Raw genomic sequence first — 22,301 nt, 5'->3', positions numbered from 1 at the left:
ATTGGAGCCACTGGCTCCAGGATAGGTTCCCCGACTCTTCATGTGATCGCAAGGGTCGCTGATCGCAGGGCTGCCGGGGTACCGGGGCGGGGCCGGGGAGGGCCCGGACCCGTGGGAATGACCGAGACCCTCCCACCGGTGGTGGAAGGGTCTCGGTTGCGCGTGCGCCGCCAGGGACTCGAACCCCGGACCCGCTGATTAAGAGTCAGCTGCTCTAACCAACTGAGCTAGCGGCGCCTGCTGACTCGGAGAACTCTACCGGATGCTCCGGAGTGGTTTGAACCAGTGGCCGACCGGTATGTCCGTAAGTAAATATTTCGTACCGTCAAGATGCGTTATGTCCGGGCAGTTGGGACACTCGGCCTGTGATCGAGTTCGAGGAGATTCAGCCCGCCGCCGACTGTCCCTGTGCCGGATGCGTGAGCCGGCGCCGTATCCGCAGGACGGGCGCGCTCGCGGTACGTGACGGCGCTCACCCCGCGTCCCGCGGCGTCCGCCGCGCCCTGGTGCTGGCGACCGCGGCTTCGGCGGTGCTGGGTGGCGGGGGAGCGGCCGGGGCGATGGGCCGGTTCGCCGAGTGCGAGGGGCCCCACGACCACTCCGTGCACCACGACCACTCCGACCACGACCACTCCGCACACCACGCCCCAAAGCGGGCCACCGTGGCCGAGGAGAAGAAGGAGAGGAAGAAGGGGAGGAAGGAGAGGGAGGCGGCGCTACGGGGGGAGGGTGGCCCGTCCGACACCCCGGCGCCCCAGGGTCAGGCCGCGCCGCTGCACGGAAAGGCGCAGGTGGCGACGGGTTCGTCCGGGGCTCCGGGGCCCGGTGGGGTGGCCGCGACGCCGAAGCTGAAGCCCGCCACCCGGGCCGACATCGTGATGCGGGCCAAGACCTGGGTGGCGGCCAAGGTGCCGTACAGCATGGACAAGTACTGGAAGGACGGCTACCGGCAGGACTGTTCCGGGTACGTCTCGATGGCCTGGGGGCTCAGCGGCAACGAGTGGACCGGCTCGCTCGCCGAGTACGGGGTGAAGGTGCCCCGCGACCAGCTCCAGCCCGGGGACATCCTGCTCTTCCACAACGCCGACGACCCGCACGACGGCTCGCACGTCACGATCTTCGGCGGCTGGACGGACTACACCCACGACCACTACCTCGCCTACGAGCAGACCCGCCCCACCACCCGTAAGCAGGCCACCCCGATCGGTTACTGGAAGAACGCCGAGCGCTATGTGGGCTACCGCTACAAGGGGCTGATCGGCGCAGTCGCACCGCAGGGCGCGCGGGGCGTGCCGGCGTTCCCCGGGACCGAGCACTTCCGGCCGGGCCGTTCCAGTACGTATGTGGAGCAGCTGGGCCGGCAGCTGGTGGAGAAGGGGTTCGGCGCGCATTTCAAGGAGGGGCCGAGTCCGCGGTGGGGCGAGGCGGACCGGCGCAATGTGGAGGCGTTCCAGCGGGCGCAGGGGTGGCGGGGCGCGGAGGCCGACGGATATCCGGGGCCGGAGACGTGGCGGCGGTTGTTCACGGCCGATGAGGCCAATGAGGGGACACAGCGATGAGGGATCCCGTGATCAGGAACGAGTCGACGACCGAGATTCCCGTACACCTTCTCTACCGGGACGCGGCCGGGGCCGCCACGGTGGCGGCCGGGGCGACCGTGGTGGGGCGGCGGAAGGGGACGGGGGAGCAGGAGCGGGTGAAGGGGGAGCGGGGTGAGAGGGGAGCGAAGGCGGTCGCCGCTCCCCTCGGGGCGGGTCTGGTCGAGCGGCCCGGGCCCGCGCTTCCCGGGTGGGCGGCGCTGGGCGTCGGGCTCGGGGCGCTGGCCGGGGGTGCCGCGACCCTGTGGTGGGTGGGGCTGCTGCCGGGGCCGGTGCGGGCGGGTCTTGGGCTGCCGTTCCACGCGTACGACGGGATCGGGCGCGCGGGGTGGGGGCTGTTCGCGGGGCTGGCGGCGCTGGGGCTGTGCGCGTTCGGCGGGCTGGCGCGGGGGCGGGAGGGGTATGCCTCGGTGCTCACGCTGTTCGGGGGGTACCGGGGGAGTGTGCGGCGGACGGGGCTGATGTGGCTGAGCCCGTTGCTGGTGCGGCACCGGGTGGACGTACGGCTGAAGCACTGGCGGAGTGAGCCGCTGGCGGCGGTGGACCGCAACGGGATGCCGCTGAGGGTGGTGGTCCTGGTGGTGTGGCGGGTCGCGGACACCGCGCGGGCGACCCTGTCGGTGGCGGACCACACGGGGTATCTGTGCGGGCAGGTGGAGGCGGCACTGGCCAGGGTGCTGACCCAGGTGCCGGCCGACGGGGTGCGGGAGACGGCGGCGATCGGGGACGCGCTGACCCGGCAGCTGGCGGCGCGGACCGCGGGGGCCGGGATGGAGGTGTTCTCGGTGCAGCCGGTACGGATCGAGTACGCCCCCGAGGTCGCCGACGCGATGCGCCGCAGGAAGGTCGCGGCGCTGGACGCGCAGCAGCGGGAGAAGGCGCTCGGGCAGGTGGTGGACGCGGTGGAGGACACCATGAACCGGCTGACCGCCCGCGGGCTCGCCGGAGAGCTGGACGATTACGAACGAAAGTCGCTGGTACGGGAGTTGACGGTGGCGTACCTCTCCGGGACGTAACCCTCCCGTCAGCTTCGCAGGGCGCCCCCGCGAGTACCGCGGGGGCGCCCTCTTAGGTGTTCCCGACTTTGGACATTGGTCTGGACATGTTCAACAGGCGTCCATACATTGGGACTTGGTCCAGACCTGTATCAGCACCAGTACCACCCATGCGCGCGCAGCACGGCTCACAGAACTCCCCCACGTTCTTCCTGGAGCGAAGCATGCGAAAAAAGGCAATGAGCGCGGCCGTCCTCGGGCTCGCGGTAGCGGGTGCCACCGTGCTCTCCACCGGCGGCGCGAGCAGCCACGGCTACACGGACTCACCCATCAGCCGGCAGAAACTCTGTGCCAACGGCACGGTGTCGAACTGCGGCTCCATCCAGTGGGAGCCGCAGAGCGTCGAGGGCCCCAAGGGCTTCCCGGCGTCGGGTCCGGCCGACGGCAAGATCTGTGCCGGCGGCAACGGCGGGTTCGCGCAGCTGGACGACCCGCGCGGCGGGGCCTGGCCCGCGACCAAGGTGTCGGCGGGGCAGAGCTACTCGTTCCGCTGGCAGTTCACCGCGCGGCACCGCACCTCGGACTTCCGCTACTACATCACCAAGCAGGGCTGGGACCCGTCCAAGCCGCTCACCAGGGCGTCCCTCGACCCGCAGCCGTTCCTCAACGTGCCGTACAACGCCCAGCAGCCGCCCGCGACCCTGACCCACCAGGGGACGCTGCCGGCGGGCAAGTCCGGCAAGCACATCGTCCTCGCGGTGTGGAACGTGTACGACACCAGCAACGCCTTCTACGCCTGCTCGGACGTCCAGTTCTGATCCGGACCTCCCCGCAGTGCCTCAGCGAGCCGTCCCGGCCCACAGTCCGGGGCGGCTCGCTCCGTTGCGGCGAGGCGGCATGGACGTGACCGGGTGGGCGGATGTTTGCTGGTGTGGCTCCGGATCCGACCGGGGTCGAGACACCGGCTCTCCAGGGAGACACCGTGCCGTCCATGCCACGCCGTACGTTCCTTCAGGCCGCGACCGGAACCGCTCTCGCCGTGGGCGGAGGCGCCGCCGCCGGTGCGGCCCCCGCCCGGGCCGCCGCACCCGGACCGGCGGCGGCCGGCGGGCGGCGGCTGCTGCACTTCACCCGTGCCACCAACGGCGCGGCGACCGGCCATGCGGGCCGCTACGTCGCCGAGGTGCAGAACATCCTGTGGTCCTTCGGCGAGGACGGCAGGCCCGCGAAGGCCCTCACCCCGCCGGACCTGGAACCCAACCGGCCGGTCTTCTCGCCCGACGGACGCCAGATCGCGGTGGCCGGATTCCGGGGCGGCCAGTTCCATCTGTGGGTGATGAACGCCGACGGCTCAGGACTGCGCCGCCTCACCGAAGGCCCCTGGGACGACCGCTGCCCCGCCTGGTCCCCTGACGGGCGCAGCCTGGCGTTCTCCTCGGAGCGCGGCGGAGACCCGGTCAAGGGCAGCCCGTACCGCATCTGGACGGTCGACGTCGCGAGCGGCGGGCTCACCCAGCTCACCGGCCTGGCGGACCAGTCGGGTCCGGGGCAGGACAAGCCCTGGGAGGACTTCGACCCCACCTGGAGCGCGGACGGCGCCCGTGTGCTGTTCGTCCGGGGCGTGCTGGTGGGCACCGCCCTCCAGACCCGCACGATCGCCGCCGCCCCCGCCCGGGGCGGCGCAGGACCGGTCACCGTCGTGCACGCCGAACCCGCCGAGGCGGGCCCCGGCAGTGTCCTGGCCCCCGCCGTCTCCCCGGCCGGACGCACCGCCTGGCTGCGCACCAACCCCTCCGGCCAGGGACGTTTCGAAGTGATCAGCCTTATCGTCGACGGAAGGCCGGCCGTTGTCGAAGGGTCGCTCGCCGACTCCCCGCCGCGCTGGCTGGACGAGAACCGGATGCTGGTCACCCTCGACGGCCAGTTCCAGATCGTCACCCCGCACCGGGCGCCCGGGGCCCGGCCGATCGGCTTCGACGCGACCCTGCCGGTCGACCGGCCCTCGTACCGGATCAAGCGCTACGACCTGGAGCCGCGCGGCACCCGTCAGGTGCGCGGCATCCAGCAGCCCGCGCTCGCCCCCGACGGCCGCTCCTTCGCCTTCGTCGCTCTCAACTCGCTGTGGATCCAGTCGACTTCCGGGCGCGGCGCCAGGCCGAGGAGGGTGGTGCGGGGCGCCCCGACGACGTACCTCCAAGGGCCTTCCTGGAGCAGGGACGGAAAGTCGCTGCTGTACGTCGACGACCGCGACGGGCTGAACGGGGTGCGGCGGTACGAACCGGACACCGGCAAGGACGAGTTGCTGGCCGGCGGGGGCCGCACCCACCCCGCGCTCTCCCCGGACGGCACCCGGCTGGCGTGCCTCGACATGGCGGGCGGACTGGTCGTACGGGACCTGGCCGCCGGGACCGAGAAGGTGATCGCGGCCCCGCTCGGCGGGGGAGGGCTGCCCGGTCCGCCGAGCTGGTCCCCGGACGGCCGCCACCTCGCCTACTGCGACCGCAACCGGCTCAACAACCGCTACCGCGAGGGCTACAACCTCATCCGGGTCATCGACACCGCCACCGGCGCCTCGGCCCTGCACCCCTTCGCCCGCTTCGGCTCGCTCTCCGACCGGTACGCGTCGGGGCCCGCCTGGTCACCGGACGGGAAGTGGCTGGCCTGTGTGAGCGAGTCCGCGCTGTGGGTGCTGCCGGTGAAGGGGGACGGCAGCCCGGCGGGGGAGGCCCGGGCGATCTCCGAGTTGGGTGCGGACCACCCCAGTTGGGCCGCCGACTCCCGGCGGCTGCTGTACCTCGCGGAGGGTGAGGTGCGGCTGACCACGGTCGACGGCGGGGCCGGCCGGGCGATTCCGGTACGGCTCGACTACCGGCGCTCCACCCCCGTCGACACCGTCATCCACGCCGGCCGCCTCTGGGACGGCACCCGCACCGACGGCCGCCTGCGCACCGACGTCGACATCCTGATCCGCGACGGCCGCATCACCTCCGTCGAACCCCACCGGGCGCACCGCACCGCCGCCCGCCGCATCGACGCCTCCCGGCAGACCGTGCTGCCCGGCCTCTGGGACTCCCACACCCACCCCTGGGCCTACACCTACGGCGCCCGGCAGAGCGCCGTCTTCCTCGCCTACGGCATCACCACCGCCGTCTCGCTCGCCGGATTCAGCTACGAACAGGCCCGCATCCGGGAGGACATCGTCGCCGGACGCCTCGCCGGACCCCGGCTGCTCACCACCGGCGAACTCCTCGACGGGCCGCGCGTCGCCTACAGCATGGGGCGCGCGCACCGCACCTCCGAGGGGCTGGGGCGGTCGCTGGCGCGCGGGCAGGCACTGGACTGGGACTTCGTGAAGACCTACGTCCGCGCCCCCATGGCGTACATGGAGCAGGCCGCCCGCTTCGGCCACCGGCGGCTCGGCGCGATGTCCGGCTCGCACCTCGCCTCACAGGGCACCCAGGCGGGCCAGGACCTGACCAGCCATCTCACCGCCACCGAACGCGCCGACCGGGGACACGGCACCACCAGCGAACAGCTCACCTACCAGGACACCCTCATCAACTACACGGAGGGCGGCCTCAAGCTGCTCGCCACCCCCTTCACCGCGCAGGTGCTGCTGGGGGACTTCCCGGAGCTGGCCGACGACCCGAGGGTGACGGTCATGATGCCGCCCTGGGACGCGGCGGTGCTCCGCGCGGGGGCGGCCAGGCCCCCGACGGACACCGACCGGCTGGTGCTGCGCCGCGAACTGGACTCCTACCGGCGGGTGATCGAGGGCGGCGGCCGGATGGCGCTCGGTACCGACACCCCGATCGTCCCGGTCGGGCTGCCGCTGCACGTGTCGCTGCGGGCGCTGGTACGGCACGGGCTCAGTGCGGCACAGGCGCTGCGGACGGTGACCCTGTCGGCCGCCGAACTGTACGGCGCGGAGCGGGAGTTGGGGTCGGTCGAGGTGGGGAAGATCGCCGATCTCACGCTGGTCGACGGGAATCCGTTCGCCGACTTCGACGACCTGGTGAAGATCTCCGGGGTGCTGGTGGGCGGCCGGGTCCATGAGCGGGGCGCACTGACGGCGACGTACGAGAAGAGGAAGACGTACCGGGGGGCGGCTTCGCGGGACGAGCGGGACGGCATGGCGGCGCACTGGCACGAGGTGAGTGACCAGATGCGCAGGGACGGGTGCTGCTAGGGGCTGACGGGCTGACGGGCTGACGGGCAGGCGTGCGATGGTGCCGACCCGCGCTCCAGTGCGGCTGGAGGGCGGGGCGGCAGCGTGAGCGGGCGGGTGCGCCGCCGGTCGGGCGGCGCGACGCTCATGGAAGGGGAGTCTTCGCCATGTCGCAGACGGTCGTGCCCAAGCCGGTCAGGACAGCCGTCCCGCAGGTCAGCGGGGACCTCTACGCGGAGGTGCAGACCTTCTACGCCCACCAGATGCGCCGGGTCGACAGCCTCGACATCGAAGGGTTCGCGGACACCTTCACCGAGGACGGGGCGGTCGTGCACGCGGGCGGCAACCGGCAGTCCGGGCGGGCCGAGATGGTCGCCGGGATGCGGGCCAGTCTGCCGCGCTACCGGGGGATCGCCGTACGGCACTGGTTCGACCACCTGCTGATCGAGGTGGACGGGAACGACGCCGACACGGTCCGGGTGTCGTACTACACGCTGGTGACGCTCACCGACTCGGAGGGCAAGGTGTCCTTCCAGCCGACGTTCACCGTGGAGGACGAACTGGTGCGCAGGGGCGGCCAGTTGTACACCCGGGAGCGGGTCATCCACCGGGACGAGCCGGTGGTCGCGGGCTGAGGAGCGAGCGCGGGAAGGGGGCCCCGGCCGGGGCCCCCTTCTTCGTGTGTCCAGGTGTGTCCAGGTGTTTCCAGGTGTTTCCGGGTGTTCCCTGCAAGGCGTTCAGGCGCGGCAGGTGGGCAGGCCTCCGTGGAAGGCGCACATTTCGCCGAAGGGGCCCGCGACGTCCAGGCGGGCGCCCGGCGCCCCGCCCTGCGCCTCCGCGTAGGCGCGGTGCAGGTTGCCGACCAGACGCTCGGGGTCCAACCAGTCCGCGTACGGCCCGAGTTCGGCCTTGCGGGCGGCTTCGAGCGGGGTGAGGTGGTCGCGGATGCCCCGGTCCGCGAGCTTCTGGAGGAAGCGGAGGTACGCCTCGGTGGAGTCGAGGAGTTCCTTGCCGCCGACCGGGCCGTGGCCGGGCACGACCGTACGGGGGCCGAGGTTGCGCATCCGGTCCAGGGCGAGCAGCGAACCGCTGATCGAGCCCATCAGTACGAAGGGGGTGACCCCCGACCACACCACGTCGCCGGTGAACAGGACGGACGCGTCCGGCACCCAGGCGATCACGTCGTTGGCGGTGTGCGCGGGGCCCACGTGGAGGAGTTCCACCCGGGGGCCGCCGGTGTGCAGGGTGAGGCGGTCGCGGAAGGTGACGGAGGCCAGTTCCTCCCGGGTGTCGCCCCACTGGACGTCGGGCCACAGGTGGCGCAGGCCGGGGCCGGCCTCGGCGGTGTCCGCGCGGGTTCCCTCGTGGGAGAGGACGGTGGCGCGGGGGGTGAAGAGGGAGTTGCCGAAGACGTGGTCGCCGTGGAAGTGGGTGTTCACGACGTAGTCGGGGCCGCCGGGGGCGACGGTGTGCACGGCTTGGCGCAGGGCGCGGGCGCGGAACTCGGTGGCCGCCGTGTCGATGAGGACGGTGCGGTCCTGCCCGACGACCAGGCCCGCGTTGTTGAGGCACCAGCCGCCGTCCGGCTGGACGTAGGCGTGGACGCCGTCGGCCAGCGGCGTGAGGGATGCGGGGACGGGGGCGGTGTCGGCGGCGGTGAGCGGGGGCGCGGTGGGGGCGGTGGTCATGCGGCGTCCTTTGCGGGCAGGGCGGGGGCGGCGTCGGGTGCGGGGGCGAGGTCGGCGTACCGGCCCTGGTGGAAGACGAGGGGCGGGGCGGGAGGCTCGGTGCCCGGTGGGTGCGTGGAGAGGGCCGTGACCCGGCCGACCAGCAGGGTGTGGTCGCCCGTCGGGTGTGCGTCGTACAGATCGCACTCGATGCGTACGGCGGCCCGGGGTACGACCGTGCGGCCGCCGGGGCCGGTGACCGCGCCGAGCCGCTGTACCGCGGCCGGGCCGCTGGTGCGGTCGGGGCGGGCGAAGTGGGTTGCCCAGGAACGCTGTTCGGCGGTGAGGATGTTCACCGCGAAGCCACCGTCGCGGGTCACCTGCGGCAGCATCCGGCCGTCCGACTTGACGGAGACCAGCAGCAGCAGCGGGTCCAGGGAGACGGCGGTCAGGCTGTTGAGGGTGATGACGGCCGTCGACTCGCCGCGCCCGGTGGTGAGCAGGGTGACCCCGGTGGGGAATGCGCCCATGGCGGCGCGGAAGGCGGCGGCGGTGGGCGTGGGGGCGGGCTGGGGGGCGGAGGCGTGGCGGGCGGCGGCTCTGCGGGCGGCGGTCTCCTTGGAAGCCCTCGCGCGGGCGGTCGCGGCGCGGGCGGTGGGGCCCGGCATCAGTAGTTGCCCAGGCCGCCGCAGACGTTGAGCGCCTGCGCGGTGATGGAGGCGGCCACGTCGGAGGCGAGATAGCCGACCATGCCGGCGACCTCCTCGGGGGTGGAGTAACGGCCGAGCGGGATCTTGGCGTTGAAGCGCTCCTGGATCACCGACTCCTCCACGCCGTAGTGGCCCGCGTAGCCCTGGCGGACCCGCTGGGCCATCGGGGTCTCCACATAGCCCGGGCAGACGGCGTTGACCGTGATGCCGGACTTCGCCAGCTCCTTGCCGACCGCCTTGGTGAACCCGATGACGCCGTGCTTGGACGCCGAGTAGGGGGCCGCCAGCTCGACGCCCTGCTTGCCGCCGGTGGAGGCGATGTTGATGATGCGGCCCCAACCGCCTTCCTGCATCAGGCCGGTGGAGAGGACCTCGCGGGTGACGTAGAAGGTGCCGTTGAGGTTGGTGTTGATCACGTCGAGCCACAGGTCGTCGGCGATCTCGGAGGTCTTGCCGCCGCCGCCCCGGCCCGCGTTGTTCACCAGGACCTCGATGCGCCCGTACGCGGCGACCGCCTCGGCCACGGCGGCGCGGACGTCCTCGGTCGAGGACACGTCGCACGAGGTCCCCGACACCTCCAGCCCCTCCTCGTCGCGCAGCCGCTTGACCAGGGTGCGAACCGCGTCGCCGCTGCGGGCCACGCCGAAGACGGCCGCGCCCTGCCGGGCCAGCAGCTCCGTCACGGCCAGGCCGATGCCACTGGTGGCGCCGGTGACGAAGGCGACCCGGCGCGGGTTCTGGGTGTCTGTCGCTGTCATCGTGCTCTCCCCTTGGTCCCGGCGGTGGTGTTCCGGAGGCGCCCGGCGGCCGGGCGGTGTCCGGTGGCCGGGCGGTGTCCGGCCGTGTACGAGACCGTGCGGCGGCGGCCTTGCGGGCGGCTCGACAGCGGCTAGGACGTGCCCGGCCGCCGGGGGCCGGCCGCGGGGCGGGCCCTAGCCGGTGTCGAGCGGGCGGCGAGCGGGGGCGGCCAGCGTGGGGGCCCCTGCACGAGGAGACCGCACCGAACGAGGAGGGCCCGTGCCCGAGTTGACGATTCCCGATGTGCGGAAGTCGGTGACCGTGGCGGCCACGCCCGAGCACTGCTTCCGGGTGTTCACCCAGCAGCCCGCCGCCTGGTGGCCGGCCACCCACGTCCTGGTGCGCGAGGAGCGTGCCGGGCTCGCCTTCGAGGAGGGCCTCGGCGGCCGCTACTACGAGTGGGACGTGGCGGGCCACGAGGAGACCTGGGGCCGCATCCTGGAGTGGGAGCCGGGCCGCCGCCTCGCCATGACCTGGCGCATCGACGCCCAGTGGCGTCCGGTGCCGGACGACGAGCGGGCCAGTGTCATCGAGGTGGACTTCCGCGACGCGGGCGAGGGCCGGACCCTGGTCGAGCTCGCCCACGTACAGCTGCACCGGCACGGCGACGGCGCGGAGCGGATCTTCAAGGCGCTGGACGGGCCGAGCCCCGGGGAGACGCTGGAGCTGTTCGAGAAAGCGGTGGCCCGGTCCGTCGCGGAACAGGCCGGCTGATGGGGCCCGACGAGGCACGGAAGGCCGCCGAGACCGCCGGGCGGCTCGCCGCGGAGGCGGACCGCTCGGGGCGGCTCGCCGACGAGGTCGTCGACGCCGTGCGCGCCGCCGGATTCGCCCGCCACTTCCTGGACCAGGAACGGGGCGGCGACCAGGGCTCGTTCGAGGACCTGACCCGGGCGGTGCTCCTCGTGGGCCGCTCGTGCGCCGCCACGGCGTGGAGCGCCTCGCTGGCCGCCTACTCGGTACGGCTCGCCTGCCACCTGCCGTCCGAGGGACAGCGCACCGTCTTCGCCGAGGGCCCCGACGTGCTGATCGCCACCGGCCTGGTTCCTTCGGGGCGCGCGGTGCGCACCGACGGCGGCTGGCGGCTGACGGGCAGCTGGGGGTACGTCAGCGGCGTCGGCTTCGCGGACTGGGTGCTGCTGTGCGCGGTGCAGGCGCCTGAGCAGGGGAAGGCCCCTGAGCAGACGAAGGCTCCTGAGCAGGGGAAGGCCCCGGCGCAGGGGCAGACGCCGGGGAAGAGTGCCGGAGGTCCGCCCGCGCTGCGGTTCTTCGCCCTGCCGCGCGCGGCCTGCGCCGTCCGCGAGACCTGGGACAACGTGGGGATGCGGGCGACCGGCAGCCACACCGTGGAGGTGGCGGACGCCTTCGTGCCCGAGAGCCTGTCCTTCGGTCGTGGAGCGCTGCTGAGCGGGGACAACCCGCACGCCACAGCGGCCTCGCACCGGGTGCCGTTCCAGGCTGTCGCCGGGATCACCTTCGTGGCACCCGTGGTCGGCGCGGCCCTCGGCGCGCTGGACGCGGTCGCGGCGACCACCGTCGGCAGACGCCGCACCCCGACCGCCGAGGTGCGCCTGGCCCGCGCCTCCGGTCTGCTGGAGGCGGCCCGGCTGCTGGTGCGGGAGAACGCCAGGACCGTCGATGCCGGGCGGCTGGACCCCGAGACCCTCGCGCACATCGAGCGCAACGCGGTCACCGCGGCCGAGCTTTCCGCCGACGCGGTGGGGCAGCTCGTCCGCCTCGGCGGCACCAGCGCCCTCGCGGCGGACCACCCGGCGCAGCGCTTCTGGCGCGACGTGGTCTCCGCCACCAGCCACGTCGTCCTCCAGTTCGAGACGTCGGCCGCGGGCCACCTGGCCGAGGTACTGCTCGGACCCGCCCCGCAGTCGGCGTCCCCGGACGGCCCGCCCCGCGGCGGTGGTCCCCGATGAGCGCCCCCGCGCCCGCGCGTCCGCGCCAGGCCGGCGAGCCGGTCGTCACCCCGTTCCGGGTGGCGGTGCCCGAGGCGGACCTCGTGGACCTGCACGAGCGGCTGGGCCGCACCCGCTGGCCGGAGGCCGAGACCGTCGACGACTGGTCGCAGGGCATTCCGCTGGCACGGGTCAAGGAGCTGTGCGCGTACTGGCGCGAGGGCTACGACTGGCGGGCCACCGAGGCCCGGCTGAACGCCCTGCCCCAGTACCGCACCGAGATCGACGGCCTCGGGGTGCACTTCCTGCACGTCCGCTCCCCGCACCCGGACGCGACGCCGCTGCTGCTCAGCCACGGGTGGCCGGGCTCGGTGGTGGAGTTCCTGGACCTGGTGGGTCCGCTGACCGACCCGGCCGACCCGGCGGACGCCTTCCACGTGGTCTGCCCCTCGCTGCCCGGCTTCGGGTTCAGCGACAGGCCGGCCGGGCCGGGCTGGACCGCGGAGCGCACGGCTGCCGCGTGGCGCACCCTGATGAGCAGACTGGGATACGCGCGCTACGCGGCGCACGGCGTCGACTGGGGGTCCTTCGTCACGGCGGTGATGGGCGAGCAGGACCGCGGCGAACTGCTGGGCATCCACCTGACCATGCCGTTCGCCCGGCCGCCCGAGGAGCAGCCGGAACTCTCCGCACGGGACTACGCGGGGCTGGCCGCGATGAAGGAGTTCCAGCAGCAGGAGGGCGGCTACTCGGTGCTGCAGACCACCCGGCCGCAGACCCTCGGCTACGGGCTCACCGACTCACCAACCGGGCAGCTGGCCTGGATGGCGGAGAAGTACCGGGCCTGGAGCGACCACGGGGAGGCCGGCCGGGGCATCACCGACGACCAGGTCCTGGACGCCGTCAGCGTCGGCTGGTTCGCCGCCACCGCCGCTTCGTCGGCCCGCATCTACTGGGAGAGCCAGAACAAGCTGGCGCTCGGCCAGGTCGCGGTGCCCACCGCGGTGTCCGTCTTCCCCAAGGACGGCCGGATGCCGCGCCCCTGGATCGAGGGCCGGTTCACGGATCTGCGCCGGTGGACCGAGCACGAGTGGGGCGGGCACTTCCCCGCGCTGGAGCAGCCCGGTGTGCTGGTGGAGGAACTGCGCACCTTCTTCCGGGAGTTGCGTGCCTCGTGAGCTGACGCCCGCCCGCTGTTCCGCCCCGCCCGCTGCCCCGCTCTGCCCGCCTCCCCGCTCTGCCCGCTCGACCCGGGTACGAGGGGCGGCGGGCAGGCTGGCGCAATGGCCGACCATCACAGCATCACGATCAGCGGCGCGCGCGAGCACAATCTCAAGAACGTCTCGCTGCGCATCCCCAAGAACCAGATCACCGTGTTCACCGGAGTCTCCGGATCGGGCAAGTCGTCCCTGGTCTTCGGCACGGTGGCCGTCGAGGCACAGCGCCAGCTCAACAGCACCTTCAGCTGGTCCGTGCGCCGCACCCTGCCGAAGTACGAACGCCCGCACGCCGACGCGGTCGAGAACCTGACCACACCCGTGGTCGTCGACCAGAAACCGCCCGGCGGCAACGCCCGGTCCACCGTGGGGACGATGACCGACGTCCACACCCTGCTGCGGCAGCTGTTCGCCCGGCACGGCGATGCGGGGCCCGGAGCGTACTCCTTCAACGACCCGCAGGGCATGTGCCCCGAGTGCGACGGGCTCGGCCGCACCGTGCGGGTGGACACCGAACGCCTGGTGGATCCCTCCCGCTCCCTCGACGAGGGCGCCATCCTGCTGCCCTCGCACAACGTGGGCAACGCGGAGTGGCAGGTCTACGCCCGCAGCGGACGGCTCGACCCCGCCAAACGGCTCGCGGACTACGGCCCCGACGAGTGGCACACCCTGCTGCACGGCAGCGGCGGCCCCAAGGTGGACGTGGCCAGCGCCAACAGCGCCTGGCAGGTCAGCTACGAGGGCCTCGCCGACCGGTTCGGCCGGCTCAACCTGAAGCGGGACCTGAGCGGGCTGAGCGAGCGCTCCCGGGAGGCGGTGCAGCGGTTCCTCACCGACGGCGAGTGCCCGGCCTGCGCGGGTGCCCGGCTGAACGCGCGGGCGCTGAGCACCCTGATCGACGGCCGCAGCATCGCCGACTGGTCCCGGATGCAGATCAGCGACCTGGTGCCGCTGCTGGGGGAGTTCGCCGACCCGGGCTCCGCCGAACTGGCCGCGAACGCGCGCGCCGCCCTGGAACGGATCGTCGGCATCGGCCTCGGCTACCTCAGCCTGGACCGGCCCACCGCCACGCTCTCCGGCGGCGAGGGCCAGCGGCTGAAGATGGTCAAGCACCTCGGCAGCACCCTCACCGGCCTGACGTACCTCTTCGACGAACCGAGCACCGGGCTGCACCCGCGCGACGTGGGCCGGCTGGCCGGCCTGCTGCGGGAGTTGCGGGACAAGGGCAACACCGTGCTGGTCGTCGAGCACGACCCGGACGTCATCGACATCGCCGACCACATCGTCGACATGGGCCCCGGTGCCGGCCAGCACGGCGGCGAGATCGTCTTCGAGGGCTCCAGAGCAGAACTCGCCCTGGCCGGCACCCCGACCGCCCAAGGGCTGCGCCAGGCCACCGCACTGCCCGAACGCACCCGTGAGGCGACCGGGAAGCTGACCGTCGAGGGCGCCTCGCTGCACAACCTCAAGAACGTCTCGGTGGTGTTCCCCACCGGAGTGCTGACCGTCGTGACCGGCGTCGCGGGCTCCGGCAAGAGCACCCTGGTCTCCCAGGTCTTCCTGCCCGCCCACCCGGGCGCCGTGTACGTCGACCAGTCGCCGATCGCCGCCTCCTCGCGGGCCACCCCCGCCACCCACCTCGGACTGATGGACCCGGTCCGCAAGCTGTTCGCGAAGGCCAACGGTGTCTCCGCCGGGCTGTTCAGCTTCAACTCGGCCGGAGCCTGCGAGGAGTGCCAGGGCCGGGGCGTGCTGCTCACCGAGATCGCCTACCTGGACCCCATCACCACGAGCTGCGCCACCTGCGAGGGGCGCCGGTTCAAGGACGAGGTGCTGGTCCACCGGTTGCGGGGGCGGTCCATCGCCGACGTGCTGGAGATGTCCGCCGAGGAGGCCGCCGGGTTCTTCACCGAGCCGGCGCTGCGCGACAAGGCCGCCGCGCTCGTCGAGGTGGGCCTCCCCTACCTGGGCCTCGGACGCTCGCTCAGCACCCTGTCGGGTGGCGAGCGCCAGCGCTTGCGGCTGGCGGCACGCATGCGCGAGACGGGCAGTGTGTACGTGCTCGACGAGCCGACCACCGGACTGCACATGTCCGACGTGGACACCCTGATGGGGCTGCTGCACGCGCTGGTGGACCGGGGCAACACGGTGCTGGTGGTCGAGCACAACCTGGAGGTGGTCCAGCAGGCCGACTGGGTCGTGGACATGGGCCCGGACGGCGGCCGGGACGGCGGCGAGGTCGTCTTCACCGGCACGCCCCGTGAACTCCTCGACTGCGCGCACTCCCTGACCGGGCAGCACCTGCGGATGTACCGGGAGGCACGGGCCCGCGGATAGCGGACGAGCTCCCGCCCCGGGTGAGCACCCGGGGCGGGAGCGGGCGTGCGCCAGGGGGCCCGCCCCGGCCCGCTCAGCCGTCCGCCGGGATGTCGGGCCGCGGGGTGCCGCCCGGCAGTACGACGTCGGAGTCCGGGAGTTCGCCGTGGAGCAGGTACCGGTGCACCGTGTCGTCCACCCCCGCGTTGCCGCCCAGGACGTAGATCTCGTGCTCGCCGGAGTCCGCCACCGTCACCAGCCGGTGCCCGAGCCGTCGGGCCATGGCCGCACCTCCGTCCCAGTGGTCCATGATGTCGCCGTCCGACTGGACCACCAGACCCGGCGGGCAGGTGCCGCCGGTGATCCGGACGGGCGGCTCCGGCGGGGTGAAGCCGCGGAAGGTCCCGACCCACGGCTGGGCGCGCAACACCCCGTACCCGTACGGGAATCGCTTGCGGAAGTCCCGCATCGCCGCGTAGTACGTCTCCAGGTCCGACGGCCAGTCGCTCTCCACGGTGATCGCGTCCAGCACCCCGCTGCGCAGCTCGCCCTCGTTGTCGGAGGGCCGCCACAGCCTTTGGTCGGCGAGGAGTTCGCGGGCCGTGTCCTGCCCCGCCGCGCCGCGCACCGTGCGCACGCCCGCCACGATGCGGGCGAGGTTCTCCCACTGGCCGCGGTCCGCGGTGCGGTAACCCATGGCCCCGTCGAGCAGGGTGCGCAGCGCCACCCCGTCCGCCAGCGCCTCCAGGGCGGCCACGGCCTCCTCCACCGACTCCAGTACCTCGGCCGCCGAACGGCCAAGACCGAACCGGGTGTCGCGGGCGCCCGCCCAGGCGGCCCACTGGTCCACGTTGCGCCGGATCGCGTCGCCCTGCGACAGGAACTGCTCGTACCAGCCCCACCCGGGGTGCACGCACGAGTCCAGCACGCTGCGGTCCAGGCGGCCGGGGAAGAGGGTCGCGTAGACGGCGCCCGCGTACGTGCCGTAGGCGTACCCGACGTAACTGATCCGCTCCTCGCCGAGCACCGCGCGGATCACGTCCATGTCCCGGGCGGTGTTCGCGGTGCTGATGTACGGCCGCAGGTCGCCGCCGCCCCGGGCGCAGCCCTCCTCGCGCCGCCGCATGTCCTCGGAGATCAGCGCGAAGTCCTCGTCCGGGGGGCGGGAGTCGAAGGCGGCGGCGGGGGCGGCGACCTCCGCGAACAGCCGGGTGGAGTCGCCGACGCCGCGCGGGTCGAAGCCGACCACGTCGTAGACCTCGCCGAGCGGGGTGGCGGCCAGCTTGCCGGCCAGCGAGCGGCCGAGCCCCCAGTCGCCGCCGGGGCCGCCGTTCAGGCACAGCAGTACGCCCCGGCGGCCGGCGGTACCGGTGGCCCGGTACCTGGCCACCGCGACGGTGAGCCGGGGCCCGTCCGGGGCGGTGTAGTCGCGCGGCACCTCCAGCGTCGCGTGCTCCCCGCCACCGGGCTCTTCCCGCGCCTCCCAGCGGAGCGGCTGGGTATGGAAGGGGCGCAGCGCCTCGGGCGCCGGGCCGCCGGTCGGTGTGGTGTCCACCTGGAACCTCCGTCGTCGCGTCAGGCGGTCAGGTTCTCCCGAGGCCCTTGAGCGTCCCTGGACCGCGCGCCCCGGACCCGCGCCGGTACCGTCAGCGCGGCCAGCACGCCCGCCGCGCTGAACAGGGCGGCCCCGGTCAGCGCCAGTCCGTAGCCCTCGGTGAGCGCCGTACGCAGCCGGGGCCCCGAGGCGGGACCGTCGCCGAGCGCCGCCTCCACCCGGGCGGAGGCGAGCGTCGCCAGGGTCACCAGACCCAGCGCGCTGCCCAGCTGACGGGTGGTGTTCAACAGCCCGGAGGCCAGACCCGCCTGGTGCGGGGGGATTCCGGAGGTGGCGGTGGACGTCGTGGCGTTGAGTACGGTCCCCATCCCGAATCCGAGCAGCAGGCACGGGCCCAGCACGTCCGCCAGGTACGTCGACTCCGTGTTCAGCCGGGCCAGCCACAGCAGCCCGGCGCAGGAGAGCGACAGCCCGGTGAGCAGTACGGGCCTGGCGCCGACGCGGGGCACGACCGAGGAGATGCCCCAGCCGCCCAGGGCGAGCCCCGCGGACAGCGGCAGATAGGCGAGCCCGGTCTGCAACGGGCTGTAGCCCAGCAGCTGCTGGAGACTGAGGGTGAAGAAGTAGAAGGTGCTGAAGAGCGCCGCGATGCCGAAGAACGCGACCAGGTTCGCGGCGGCCACCGTACGGACGCGGAAGATCTCCGGCGGAACCAGCGGCTGCTTCCCGGCACGGGCCGTCGTGATCTGCAGGCGGCCGAACAGCGCCAGCAGCAGCACGCCCGCTCCCACCGGACCGAGCACCCGGGCCGAGTTCCAGCCGTGCTCCGCCGCGGTGGCCACTCCGTAGGCCAGTGCCAGCAGTCCCGCCGTGACGGTGAACGCGCCACGTACGTCGAGCGGGGCACGGACCCCCGGGGAGTGCGGCACAGCGGCCCGCACCAGTGCGAGCAGGAACAGCCCGACCGGAACGTTGACCAGCAGGATCCACCGCCAGGACAGCGACTCGGTGATGATCCCGCCGGCCAGCACGCCGACCGCTCCCGCGGCACCGGACACGGCGCTCCACAGACCGAACGCCCGCGCCCGCGGCCCGGCCTCGGTGAACGCGGTGCCGAGCACCGTCAGGGTCGCGGGCGCCATCACCGCCGCGCCGAGCCCCTGGAAGGCGCGGGCGAGCACCAGGGTCACGGGGCTCCCTGCCGCCCCGCCGACCGCGCTGGCCAGCGTGAACAGGGCGACCCCGGCGAGGAACACCCGGCGCTGCCCGAGCACGTCGGCCAGCCGCCCGCCGAGCAGCAGGAAGCCGCACACGGTGATCGTGTACGCGTTGTTCACCCACTGGAGCTGATGGCGCTCGAATCCCAGGTCGGCGGCGATGGACGGCAGCGCCACGTTCACCACCGAGGCGTCCAGCACGTTCATGAACTGGCCCAGGCAGCAGGCGAGCAGTACCAGCGAGAGCCTGACGGAGGGCCCCGAGGGGGCCGCGGCGGCCCGGAGTGTCGATGAGGTCATGCGCCGGGAGGCTCCCGGCGACAGGTGGATGTTCGCTCAACTCCCCCTCGTGGAAGGTGTGTTGGCAGGGCCGCGCGGGGCGGGAGCGGCGGCGTGCCGTCCAGGCGTCCTCCAGCCGGGCCCCAGTCGCGGTTGCCACAGTCCCGTTCCGTAGTGCGGGCCGGTCGAGAGTCGTCGAGGAGAGCGTCATGGCCAAGATCACGTACAAGCATCCGAACGGCACCGAGACCATCGTCGACGTCAGTCCGCCCAGCACGGTGATGCGCGGCGCGAAGACCCACAACGTCGAAGGGATCGAGGCCCAGTGCGGCGGCTCGGCCCAGTGCGGCACCTGCCACGTCTACGTCGACGAGGCCAACACCCTGCCGCTGCCCGAGATGCACGAGTCCGAGGACGACGTCCTCTACGGCACCGCGAGCCCGCGCCGCGAGACCAGCAGGCTCAGCTGCCAGCTGCCGGTGAGTGACGCCATCGACGGGCTGGTCGTGCACCTGCCGGAGGCCCAGAGCTGATGGTCACCCAGCGACCGGACGGCCCGGTGCGCCACGTGGTCGTCGTGGGCGCCGGGCAGGCGGGCTCGGACACTGCCGCCCAGCTTCGCGCCCAGGGCTACGCCGGGCGGCTCACCCTGGTGGGTGACGAGGGGACGCCGCCCTATGCGCGGCCCCCGCTGTCCAAGACGCACCTGGCCGCCGCCCCGCCCGAAGGCTACGAGCTGCGGCCCGCCTCCTTCTACCCCGGCCAGGACATCGCGCTGCTGACCGGCGATCCGGCCAGGTCCCTGGACAGGCCCCGGCGCCTGGTGCGGCTGGACTCCGGGCGCCAACTGCCCTACGACCGGCTGGTGCTCGCCACCGGCGCCGCCGCCCGCACGCTTCCCGTGCCCGGTGCGGGCCTCGGCCAGGTACGCGTGCTGCGCACCCTCGCCGACGCGGACGCGCTGCGCACGGCCCTCGGCGGCGCCCGTCGGCTGCTCGTCGTCGGCGGCGGCTTCCTCGGGCTGGAGATCGCCTCCAGCGCGTGCGCCCGGGGAGTGGACGTCACCGTGCTGGAGAGCGCGCCGCGACTGCTGCCGCGCGCGGTGGGGCACCGGGTGTCCCGGCAGCTGGCACAGCTCCACCGGGACAACGGAGTACGGGTGCTGACCGCCCGCCGGCTGAGCGCACTCCACGGCGACCGGGACGGACGGGTGTGCGCCGCCGAACTGGACGGTGGCGAGCGGCTGGACACCGACCTGGTCGTCGTCGCCGTCGGGGCGGTGCCCCGCACCCGGCTCGCCGCCCAGGCCGCACTGCCCGTCGCCGACGGCGTCCTGGTGGACGGCTCGCTGCGCACCGCCGACCCCGCCGTCCACGCGGTCGGGGACTGCGCCCGCTTCCCCGGCGCCGGGCTCGGCGCCACGCTCCGGCTGGAATCGGTGCAGAACGCCGCCGGGCACGCCAGGCACGTCGCCGCGGCCGTGCTCGGCTCCCGCGAGGCGTACCGGGCCGTGCCGTGGTTCTGGACCGAGCAGCACGGCCTCCGGCTTCAGATCGCGGGTACGGCGGACGGCCACGACCGCACCGTTCTGATCGGCGACCCGGACGCGGGCCGCTTCAGCGTCCTGTCCTTCGCGGCCGGACGGCTGCTCGCGGCGGAGTCGGTGAACCGCCCGGCCGACCACATGATCGCCCGGAAGCTGCTGGCCGAGGGCGGCGGCGGACTCGACCCGCAGGACGCCGCCCGGCCCGGCTTCGACCTCAAGGAGCACTCGGCGCGCACCGCACGCGCGCGGGACAGGACACCTCGTACCGAAGGGATTTCAGCATGAGCACGAGCAATGCCGGAGCGGTCGCCGAGGAAGGTGAGAAGACCTTCCCGTACGCCAGGAAGTGCCCCTTCACACCGCCTCCGGAGTACGCGCGGATGGTCGAGCAGGACGTGTCCCAAGTGACCCTGGACGGGTCGGGCCTGCGGATCTGGACGATCACGAACTACCGGACCATCCGCGAACTGCTCACCGATCCCCGGGTCAGCGCCTCCCGCAAGCACGACAACTTCCCGTTCTACTTCGTCGCCCCGCCCGAGTACCGCACCGAGACCTCGTTCATCGGCTACGACGGCAAGGAGCACACCACCACCCGCCGCAAGGCCGCGCTCACCTTCACCAGCCGCCAGGTCAAGCGGCTGCGCCCGCGCATCGAGCAGATCGTGGACGAGCACCTGGAGAAGCTGCTCACCATGCCCCCGCCGGTCGACTTCCACCGGGCCTTCGCCCTGTCGGTGCCGATGACCGTGATCTGCGAACTCCTGGGCATCCCGCAGGACCAGCACGACTTCTTCATCAAGCACGGCACCGCACTGCTGGGCGGGCACAGCTCGCCCGAGGAACGGCAGGCGGCGATCGTCGAGGTCAACGCGTACGTCGCCGAGCTGATCCGGCTCAAGAAGCGCGAGCCGGGCGACGACCTGCTCAGCCGGGCGATGGCCGACTACGAGGCGTCCGGCGAGGAGTACACGGACCGCGACCTCTTCAACATGGTGCGGCTGCTGATGAACGGCGGCCACGAGACCACCGCCAGCCAGATATCGCTGGGGACCGCCTGCCTGCTGGAGAACCCCGACCAGCTGGCGCTGCTGCTCGCCGACCCGTCGCTGATCGGCTCCGCGGTCGAGGAGCTGGTACGGATAGCGACCATCGGCGACACCGCGGTGCCCCGGGTGGCGCTGGAGGACATCGAGATCGGCGGCACGACCATCCGCAAGGGCGACGGCATCCTGTGCCTGGGCCTGGCCGGCAACCGGGACCCGGAGGTCTTCCCCGAGCCGGACCGGTTGCTGATCACCCGCGGCAGCCGCAAGCACCTGGGCTTCGGACACGGCGTGCACCACTGCATCGGCGCCGACCTCGCCCGGCTGGAACTGGAGATCGTCTGGAGCAAGCTGTTCCAGCGCATCCCGAGCCTGCGGCTGGCCAAGCCGTTCCTGGAGATACCCCGCAAGGAGGGGGCGGTCATCTACGGGCTGTGGGAACTGCCGGTCACCTGGGACGAGGCCGACGCACAGCCGGGCACCGCGGCGACGCAGAGCGCCCCGACCACCGAGGAGACCCGATGACCACCACCGCGCAGAGCGCCGCGACGTCCACCCGGGTCACCCCGGAACTGTGGATCGAGGTACAGCAGTTCTACGCCCGGCAGATGCCGCTGCTGGAGGGCCGCAGGCTGGAGGAGTTCCTGGAGACCCTCACCGACGACTGCACCCTGGAGCACTTCCCGTTCGGCTGGCGGTTCGAGGGCAAGGTCCAGCTGCTGGCCGAGATGAAGGCGCGGCGCGGCGACGCGTCCGCGCCGCGCACCGAGGAGGTCTCGGCACGGGTGGCCCGCGAGCGGAACATCCCGTACTACAACGGGCTCGTCTACCGGTACTGGTTCGACCGGATGCTGATCGAGCCACAGCCGGACGGCACACTCCAGGTGCGCTTCCAGGCGATCGTGAGCATGACCGACGGACAGGGCAAGGTCAGCTGGGAGCCGACCACGGTGGTCGACGACGTGCTGGTGCGCGACGCGGGCGACGGTGAACTGCGCACCCGGGACCGGGTGATCACCCACGACTCCGCCAACTGGGCCGACAAGGTGCACAACCCGGCCTGACCGGGACCGTGCGGCAGTGCCGCACCCGTCGGTGGCCGCAGGGGCGCCGGGACCGCCGGGAACGGCGGATCCGGCGCCCTTTGCCGTGGGGGCCCGGCGCCCTTCGCCGTCGTGGGCCCGGCGCGCGCTCTGCCGTCGTGGGCCCGGCGCGCTCCGTCGTCACAGGCCGGCGCCGCGCCCGGGAGTCCGCGCGGGCCCGGCGGTGCCCGAGGTGCGGG

18 protein-coding genes and 1 tRNA gene are annotated in these 22,301 nt (G+C 73.2%); 13 read left to right on the top strand and 6 right to left on the bottom strand.

Features of this window, described 5'->3' with window-relative positions; genetic code table 11:
- Positions 1–163: 163 nt before the first annotated feature.
- Positions 164–237: transfer RNA gene (locus ACIA73_RS33315), tRNA-Lys, on the bottom strand.
- 128 nt (positions 238–365) lie between these two features.
- Here ACIA73_RS33315 and ACIA73_RS33310 point away from each other — a divergent pair.
- The 5 genes from ACIA73_RS33310 to ACIA73_RS33290 all read left to right on the top strand — a co-directional run bounded on the left by ACIA73_RS33310 (position 366) and on the right by ACIA73_RS33290 (position 7,396).
- The gene (locus ACIA73_RS33310; RefSeq protein ID WP_399442629.1) at positions 366–1,559 is read left to right on the top strand and encodes a peptidoglycan-binding protein; all 1,194 of its coding nucleotides are present in this window, start codon (positions 366–368) and stop codon (positions 1,557–1,559) included.
- Complete coding sequence (locus ACIA73_RS33305) at positions 1,556–2,614, top strand: SPFH domain-containing protein (RefSeq protein WP_399442628.1); 1,059 nt, start codon at positions 1,556–1,558, stop codon at positions 2,612–2,614. The genes ACIA73_RS33310 and ACIA73_RS33305 overlap by 4 nt, the downstream gene beginning before the upstream one ends.
- A 203-nt stretch (positions 2,615–2,817) precedes the next feature.
- On the top strand, positions 2,818–3,411 hold the full coding sequence (locus ACIA73_RS33300; RefSeq protein WP_399442627.1) for a lytic polysaccharide monooxygenase: 594 nt from the start codon (positions 2,818–2,820) through the stop codon (positions 3,409–3,411).
- A 173-nt stretch (positions 3,412–3,584) separates the two neighbouring features.
- The gene (locus ACIA73_RS33295) at positions 3,585–6,782 is read left to right on the top strand and encodes an amidohydrolase family protein (RefSeq protein ID WP_399442626.1); all 3,198 of its coding nucleotides are present in this window, start codon (positions 3,585–3,587) and stop codon (positions 6,780–6,782) included.
- Positions 6,783–6,928: 146 nt separating this feature from the next.
- Positions 6,929–7,396, top strand: a complete 468-nt coding sequence (locus ACIA73_RS33290) for a nuclear transport factor 2 family protein (protein WP_399442625.1) — start codon at positions 6,929–6,931, stop codon at positions 7,394–7,396.
- 102 nt (positions 7,397–7,498) lie between these two features.
- Here ACIA73_RS33290 and ACIA73_RS33285 read toward each other — a convergent pair whose 3' ends face one another.
- Genes ACIA73_RS33285 through ACIA73_RS33275 form a run of 3 tightly spaced genes read right to left on the bottom strand, consistent with a single transcriptional unit; the run spans position 7,499 to position 9,896 of the window.
- Entirely contained in the window at positions 7,499–8,449 is a 951-nt protein-coding gene (locus ACIA73_RS33285) for an MBL fold metallo-hydrolase (protein WP_399442624.1), read from the bottom strand.
- A complete protein-coding gene (locus ACIA73_RS33280) occupies positions 8,446–9,096 on the bottom strand; it encodes a flavin reductase family protein (protein ID WP_399442623.1) in 651 nt (216 codons plus the stop codon). Before ACIA73_RS33280 ends, ACIA73_RS33285 begins: the two co-directional genes overlap by 4 nt.
- Positions 9,096–9,896, bottom strand: coding sequence for an SDR family NAD(P)-dependent oxidoreductase (locus ACIA73_RS33275; protein WP_399442622.1), 801 nt, complete (start codon positions 9,894–9,896; stop codon positions 9,096–9,098). Before ACIA73_RS33275 ends, ACIA73_RS33280 begins: the two co-directional genes overlap by 1 nt.
- Before the next feature lie 259 nt (positions 9,897–10,155).
- Here ACIA73_RS33275 and ACIA73_RS33270 point away from each other — a divergent pair, with 259 nt between their 5' ends.
- The 4 genes from ACIA73_RS33270 (at position 10,156) to ACIA73_RS33255 (ending at position 15,397) form a co-directional block, all read left to right on the top strand.
- Positions 10,156–10,650, top strand: coding sequence for an SRPBCC domain-containing protein (locus ACIA73_RS33270; RefSeq protein WP_399442621.1), 495 nt, complete (start codon positions 10,156–10,158; stop codon positions 10,648–10,650).
- A complete protein-coding gene (locus ACIA73_RS33265) occupies positions 10,650–11,864 on the top strand; it encodes an acyl-CoA dehydrogenase family protein (RefSeq protein WP_399442620.1) in 1,215 nt (404 codons plus the stop codon). The genes ACIA73_RS33270 and ACIA73_RS33265 overlap by 1 nt, the downstream gene beginning before the upstream one ends.
- Positions 11,861–13,021, top strand: a complete 1,161-nt coding sequence (locus ACIA73_RS33260; RefSeq protein WP_399442619.1) for an epoxide hydrolase family protein — start codon at positions 11,861–11,863, stop codon at positions 13,019–13,021. The genes ACIA73_RS33265 and ACIA73_RS33260 overlap by 4 nt, the downstream gene beginning before the upstream one ends.
- A gap of 105 nt (positions 13,022–13,126) precedes the next feature.
- On the top strand, positions 13,127–15,397 hold the full coding sequence (locus ACIA73_RS33255; RefSeq protein WP_399442618.1) for an ATP-binding cassette domain-containing protein: 2,271 nt from the start codon (positions 13,127–13,129) through the stop codon (positions 15,395–15,397).
- A gap of 73 nt (positions 15,398–15,470) precedes the next feature.
- Here the strand turns inward: ACIA73_RS33255 and ACIA73_RS33250 are convergent, their stop codons facing one another.
- Both ACIA73_RS33250 and ACIA73_RS33245 read right to left on the bottom strand, forming a co-directional pair.
- Complete coding sequence (locus ACIA73_RS33250) at positions 15,471–16,931, bottom strand: alpha/beta fold hydrolase (protein WP_399442617.1); 1,461 nt, start codon at positions 16,929–16,931, stop codon at positions 15,471–15,473.
- Positions 16,932–16,951: 20 nt separating this feature from the next.
- Positions 16,952–18,448, bottom strand: coding sequence for an MFS transporter (locus tag ACIA73_RS33245; protein ID WP_399442615.1), 1,497 nt, complete (start codon positions 18,446–18,448; stop codon positions 16,952–16,954).
- Positions 18,449–18,636: 188 nt separating this feature from the next.
- On the opposite strand from ACIA73_RS33245, the gene ACIA73_RS33240 reads away from it, so the two are divergent.
- Genes ACIA73_RS33240 through ACIA73_RS33225 form a run of 4 tightly spaced genes read left to right on the top strand, consistent with a single transcriptional unit; the run spans position 18,637 to position 22,083 of the window.
- Complete coding sequence (locus ACIA73_RS33240) at positions 18,637–18,960, top strand: 2Fe-2S iron-sulfur cluster-binding protein (RefSeq protein WP_399442614.1); 324 nt, start codon at positions 18,637–18,639, stop codon at positions 18,958–18,960.
- Positions 18,960–20,258, top strand: a complete 1,299-nt coding sequence (locus tag ACIA73_RS33235) for an NAD(P)/FAD-dependent oxidoreductase (RefSeq protein WP_399442613.1) — start codon at positions 18,960–18,962, stop codon at positions 20,256–20,258. Before ACIA73_RS33240 ends, ACIA73_RS33235 begins: the two co-directional genes overlap by 1 nt.
- The gene (locus ACIA73_RS33230; RefSeq protein ID WP_399442612.1) at positions 20,255–21,544 is read left to right on the top strand and encodes a cytochrome P450; all 1,290 of its coding nucleotides are present in this window, start codon (positions 20,255–20,257) and stop codon (positions 21,542–21,544) included. The genes ACIA73_RS33235 and ACIA73_RS33230 overlap by 4 nt, the downstream gene beginning before the upstream one ends.
- The gene (locus ACIA73_RS33225) at positions 21,541–22,083 is read left to right on the top strand and encodes a nuclear transport factor 2 family protein (protein WP_399442611.1); all 543 of its coding nucleotides are present in this window, start codon (positions 21,541–21,543) and stop codon (positions 22,081–22,083) included. The genes ACIA73_RS33230 and ACIA73_RS33225 overlap by 4 nt, the downstream gene beginning before the upstream one ends.
- The last annotated feature ends 218 nt before the right edge of the window (positions 22,084–22,301 follow it).

Source organism: Streptomyces sp. NPDC051561 (assembly GCF_044454195.1).
In the GTDB taxonomy this organism is placed as follows: Bacteria; Actinomycetota; Actinomycetes; order Streptomycetales; family Streptomycetaceae; genus Streptomyces.
Note: the sequence above shows the minus strand (reverse complement) of the source record. Positions and strands in the feature narration are given on the sequence as shown.

Coding starts and splice junctions, on each gene's coding strand:
- ACIA73_RS33305 (WP_399442628.1), top strand. CDS start 1,556: ATGAGGGATCCCGTGATCAGGAACGAGTCGACGACCGAGATTCCCGTA.
- ACIA73_RS33300 (WP_399442627.1), top strand. CDS start 2,818: ATGCGAAAAAAGGCAATGAGCGCGGCCGTCCTCGGGCTCGCGGTAGCG.
- ACIA73_RS33295 (WP_399442626.1), top strand. CDS start 3,585: ATGCCACGCCGTACGTTCCTTCAGGCCGCGACCGGAACCGCTCTCGCC.
- ACIA73_RS33290 (WP_399442625.1), top strand. CDS start 6,929: ATGTCGCAGACGGTCGTGCCCAAGCCGGTCAGGACAGCCGTCCCGCAG.
- ACIA73_RS33285 (WP_399442624.1), bottom strand. CDS start 8,449: ATGACCACCGCCCCCACCGCGCCCCCGCTCACCGCCGCCGACACCGCC.
- ACIA73_RS33280 (WP_399442623.1), bottom strand. CDS start 9,096: ATGCCGGGCCCCACCGCCCGCGCCGCGACCGCCCGCGCGAGGGCTTCC.
- ACIA73_RS33275 (WP_399442622.1), bottom strand. CDS start 9,896: ATGACAGCGACAGACACCCAGAACCCGCGCCGGGTCGCCTTCGTCACC.
- ACIA73_RS33265 (WP_399442620.1), top strand. CDS start 10,650: ATGGGGCCCGACGAGGCACGGAAGGCCGCCGAGACCGCCGGGCGGCTC.
- ACIA73_RS33260 (WP_399442619.1), top strand. CDS start 11,861: ATGAGCGCCCCCGCGCCCGCGCGTCCGCGCCAGGCCGGCGAGCCGGTC.
- ACIA73_RS33255 (WP_399442618.1), top strand. CDS start 13,127: ATGGCCGACCATCACAGCATCACGATCAGCGGCGCGCGCGAGCACAAT.
- ACIA73_RS33245 (WP_399442615.1), bottom strand. CDS start 18,448: ATGACCTCATCGACACTCCGGGCCGCCGCGGCCCCCTCGGGGCCCTCC.
- ACIA73_RS33240 (WP_399442614.1), top strand. CDS start 18,637: ATGGCCAAGATCACGTACAAGCATCCGAACGGCACCGAGACCATCGTC.
- ACIA73_RS33235 (WP_399442613.1), top strand. CDS start 18,960: ATGGTCACCCAGCGACCGGACGGCCCGGTGCGCCACGTGGTCGTCGTG.
- ACIA73_RS33230 (WP_399442612.1), top strand. CDS start 20,255: ATGAGCACGAGCAATGCCGGAGCGGTCGCCGAGGAAGGTGAGAAGACC.
- ACIA73_RS33225 (WP_399442611.1), top strand. CDS start 21,541: ATGACCACCACCGCGCAGAGCGCCGCGACGTCCACCCGGGTCACCCCG.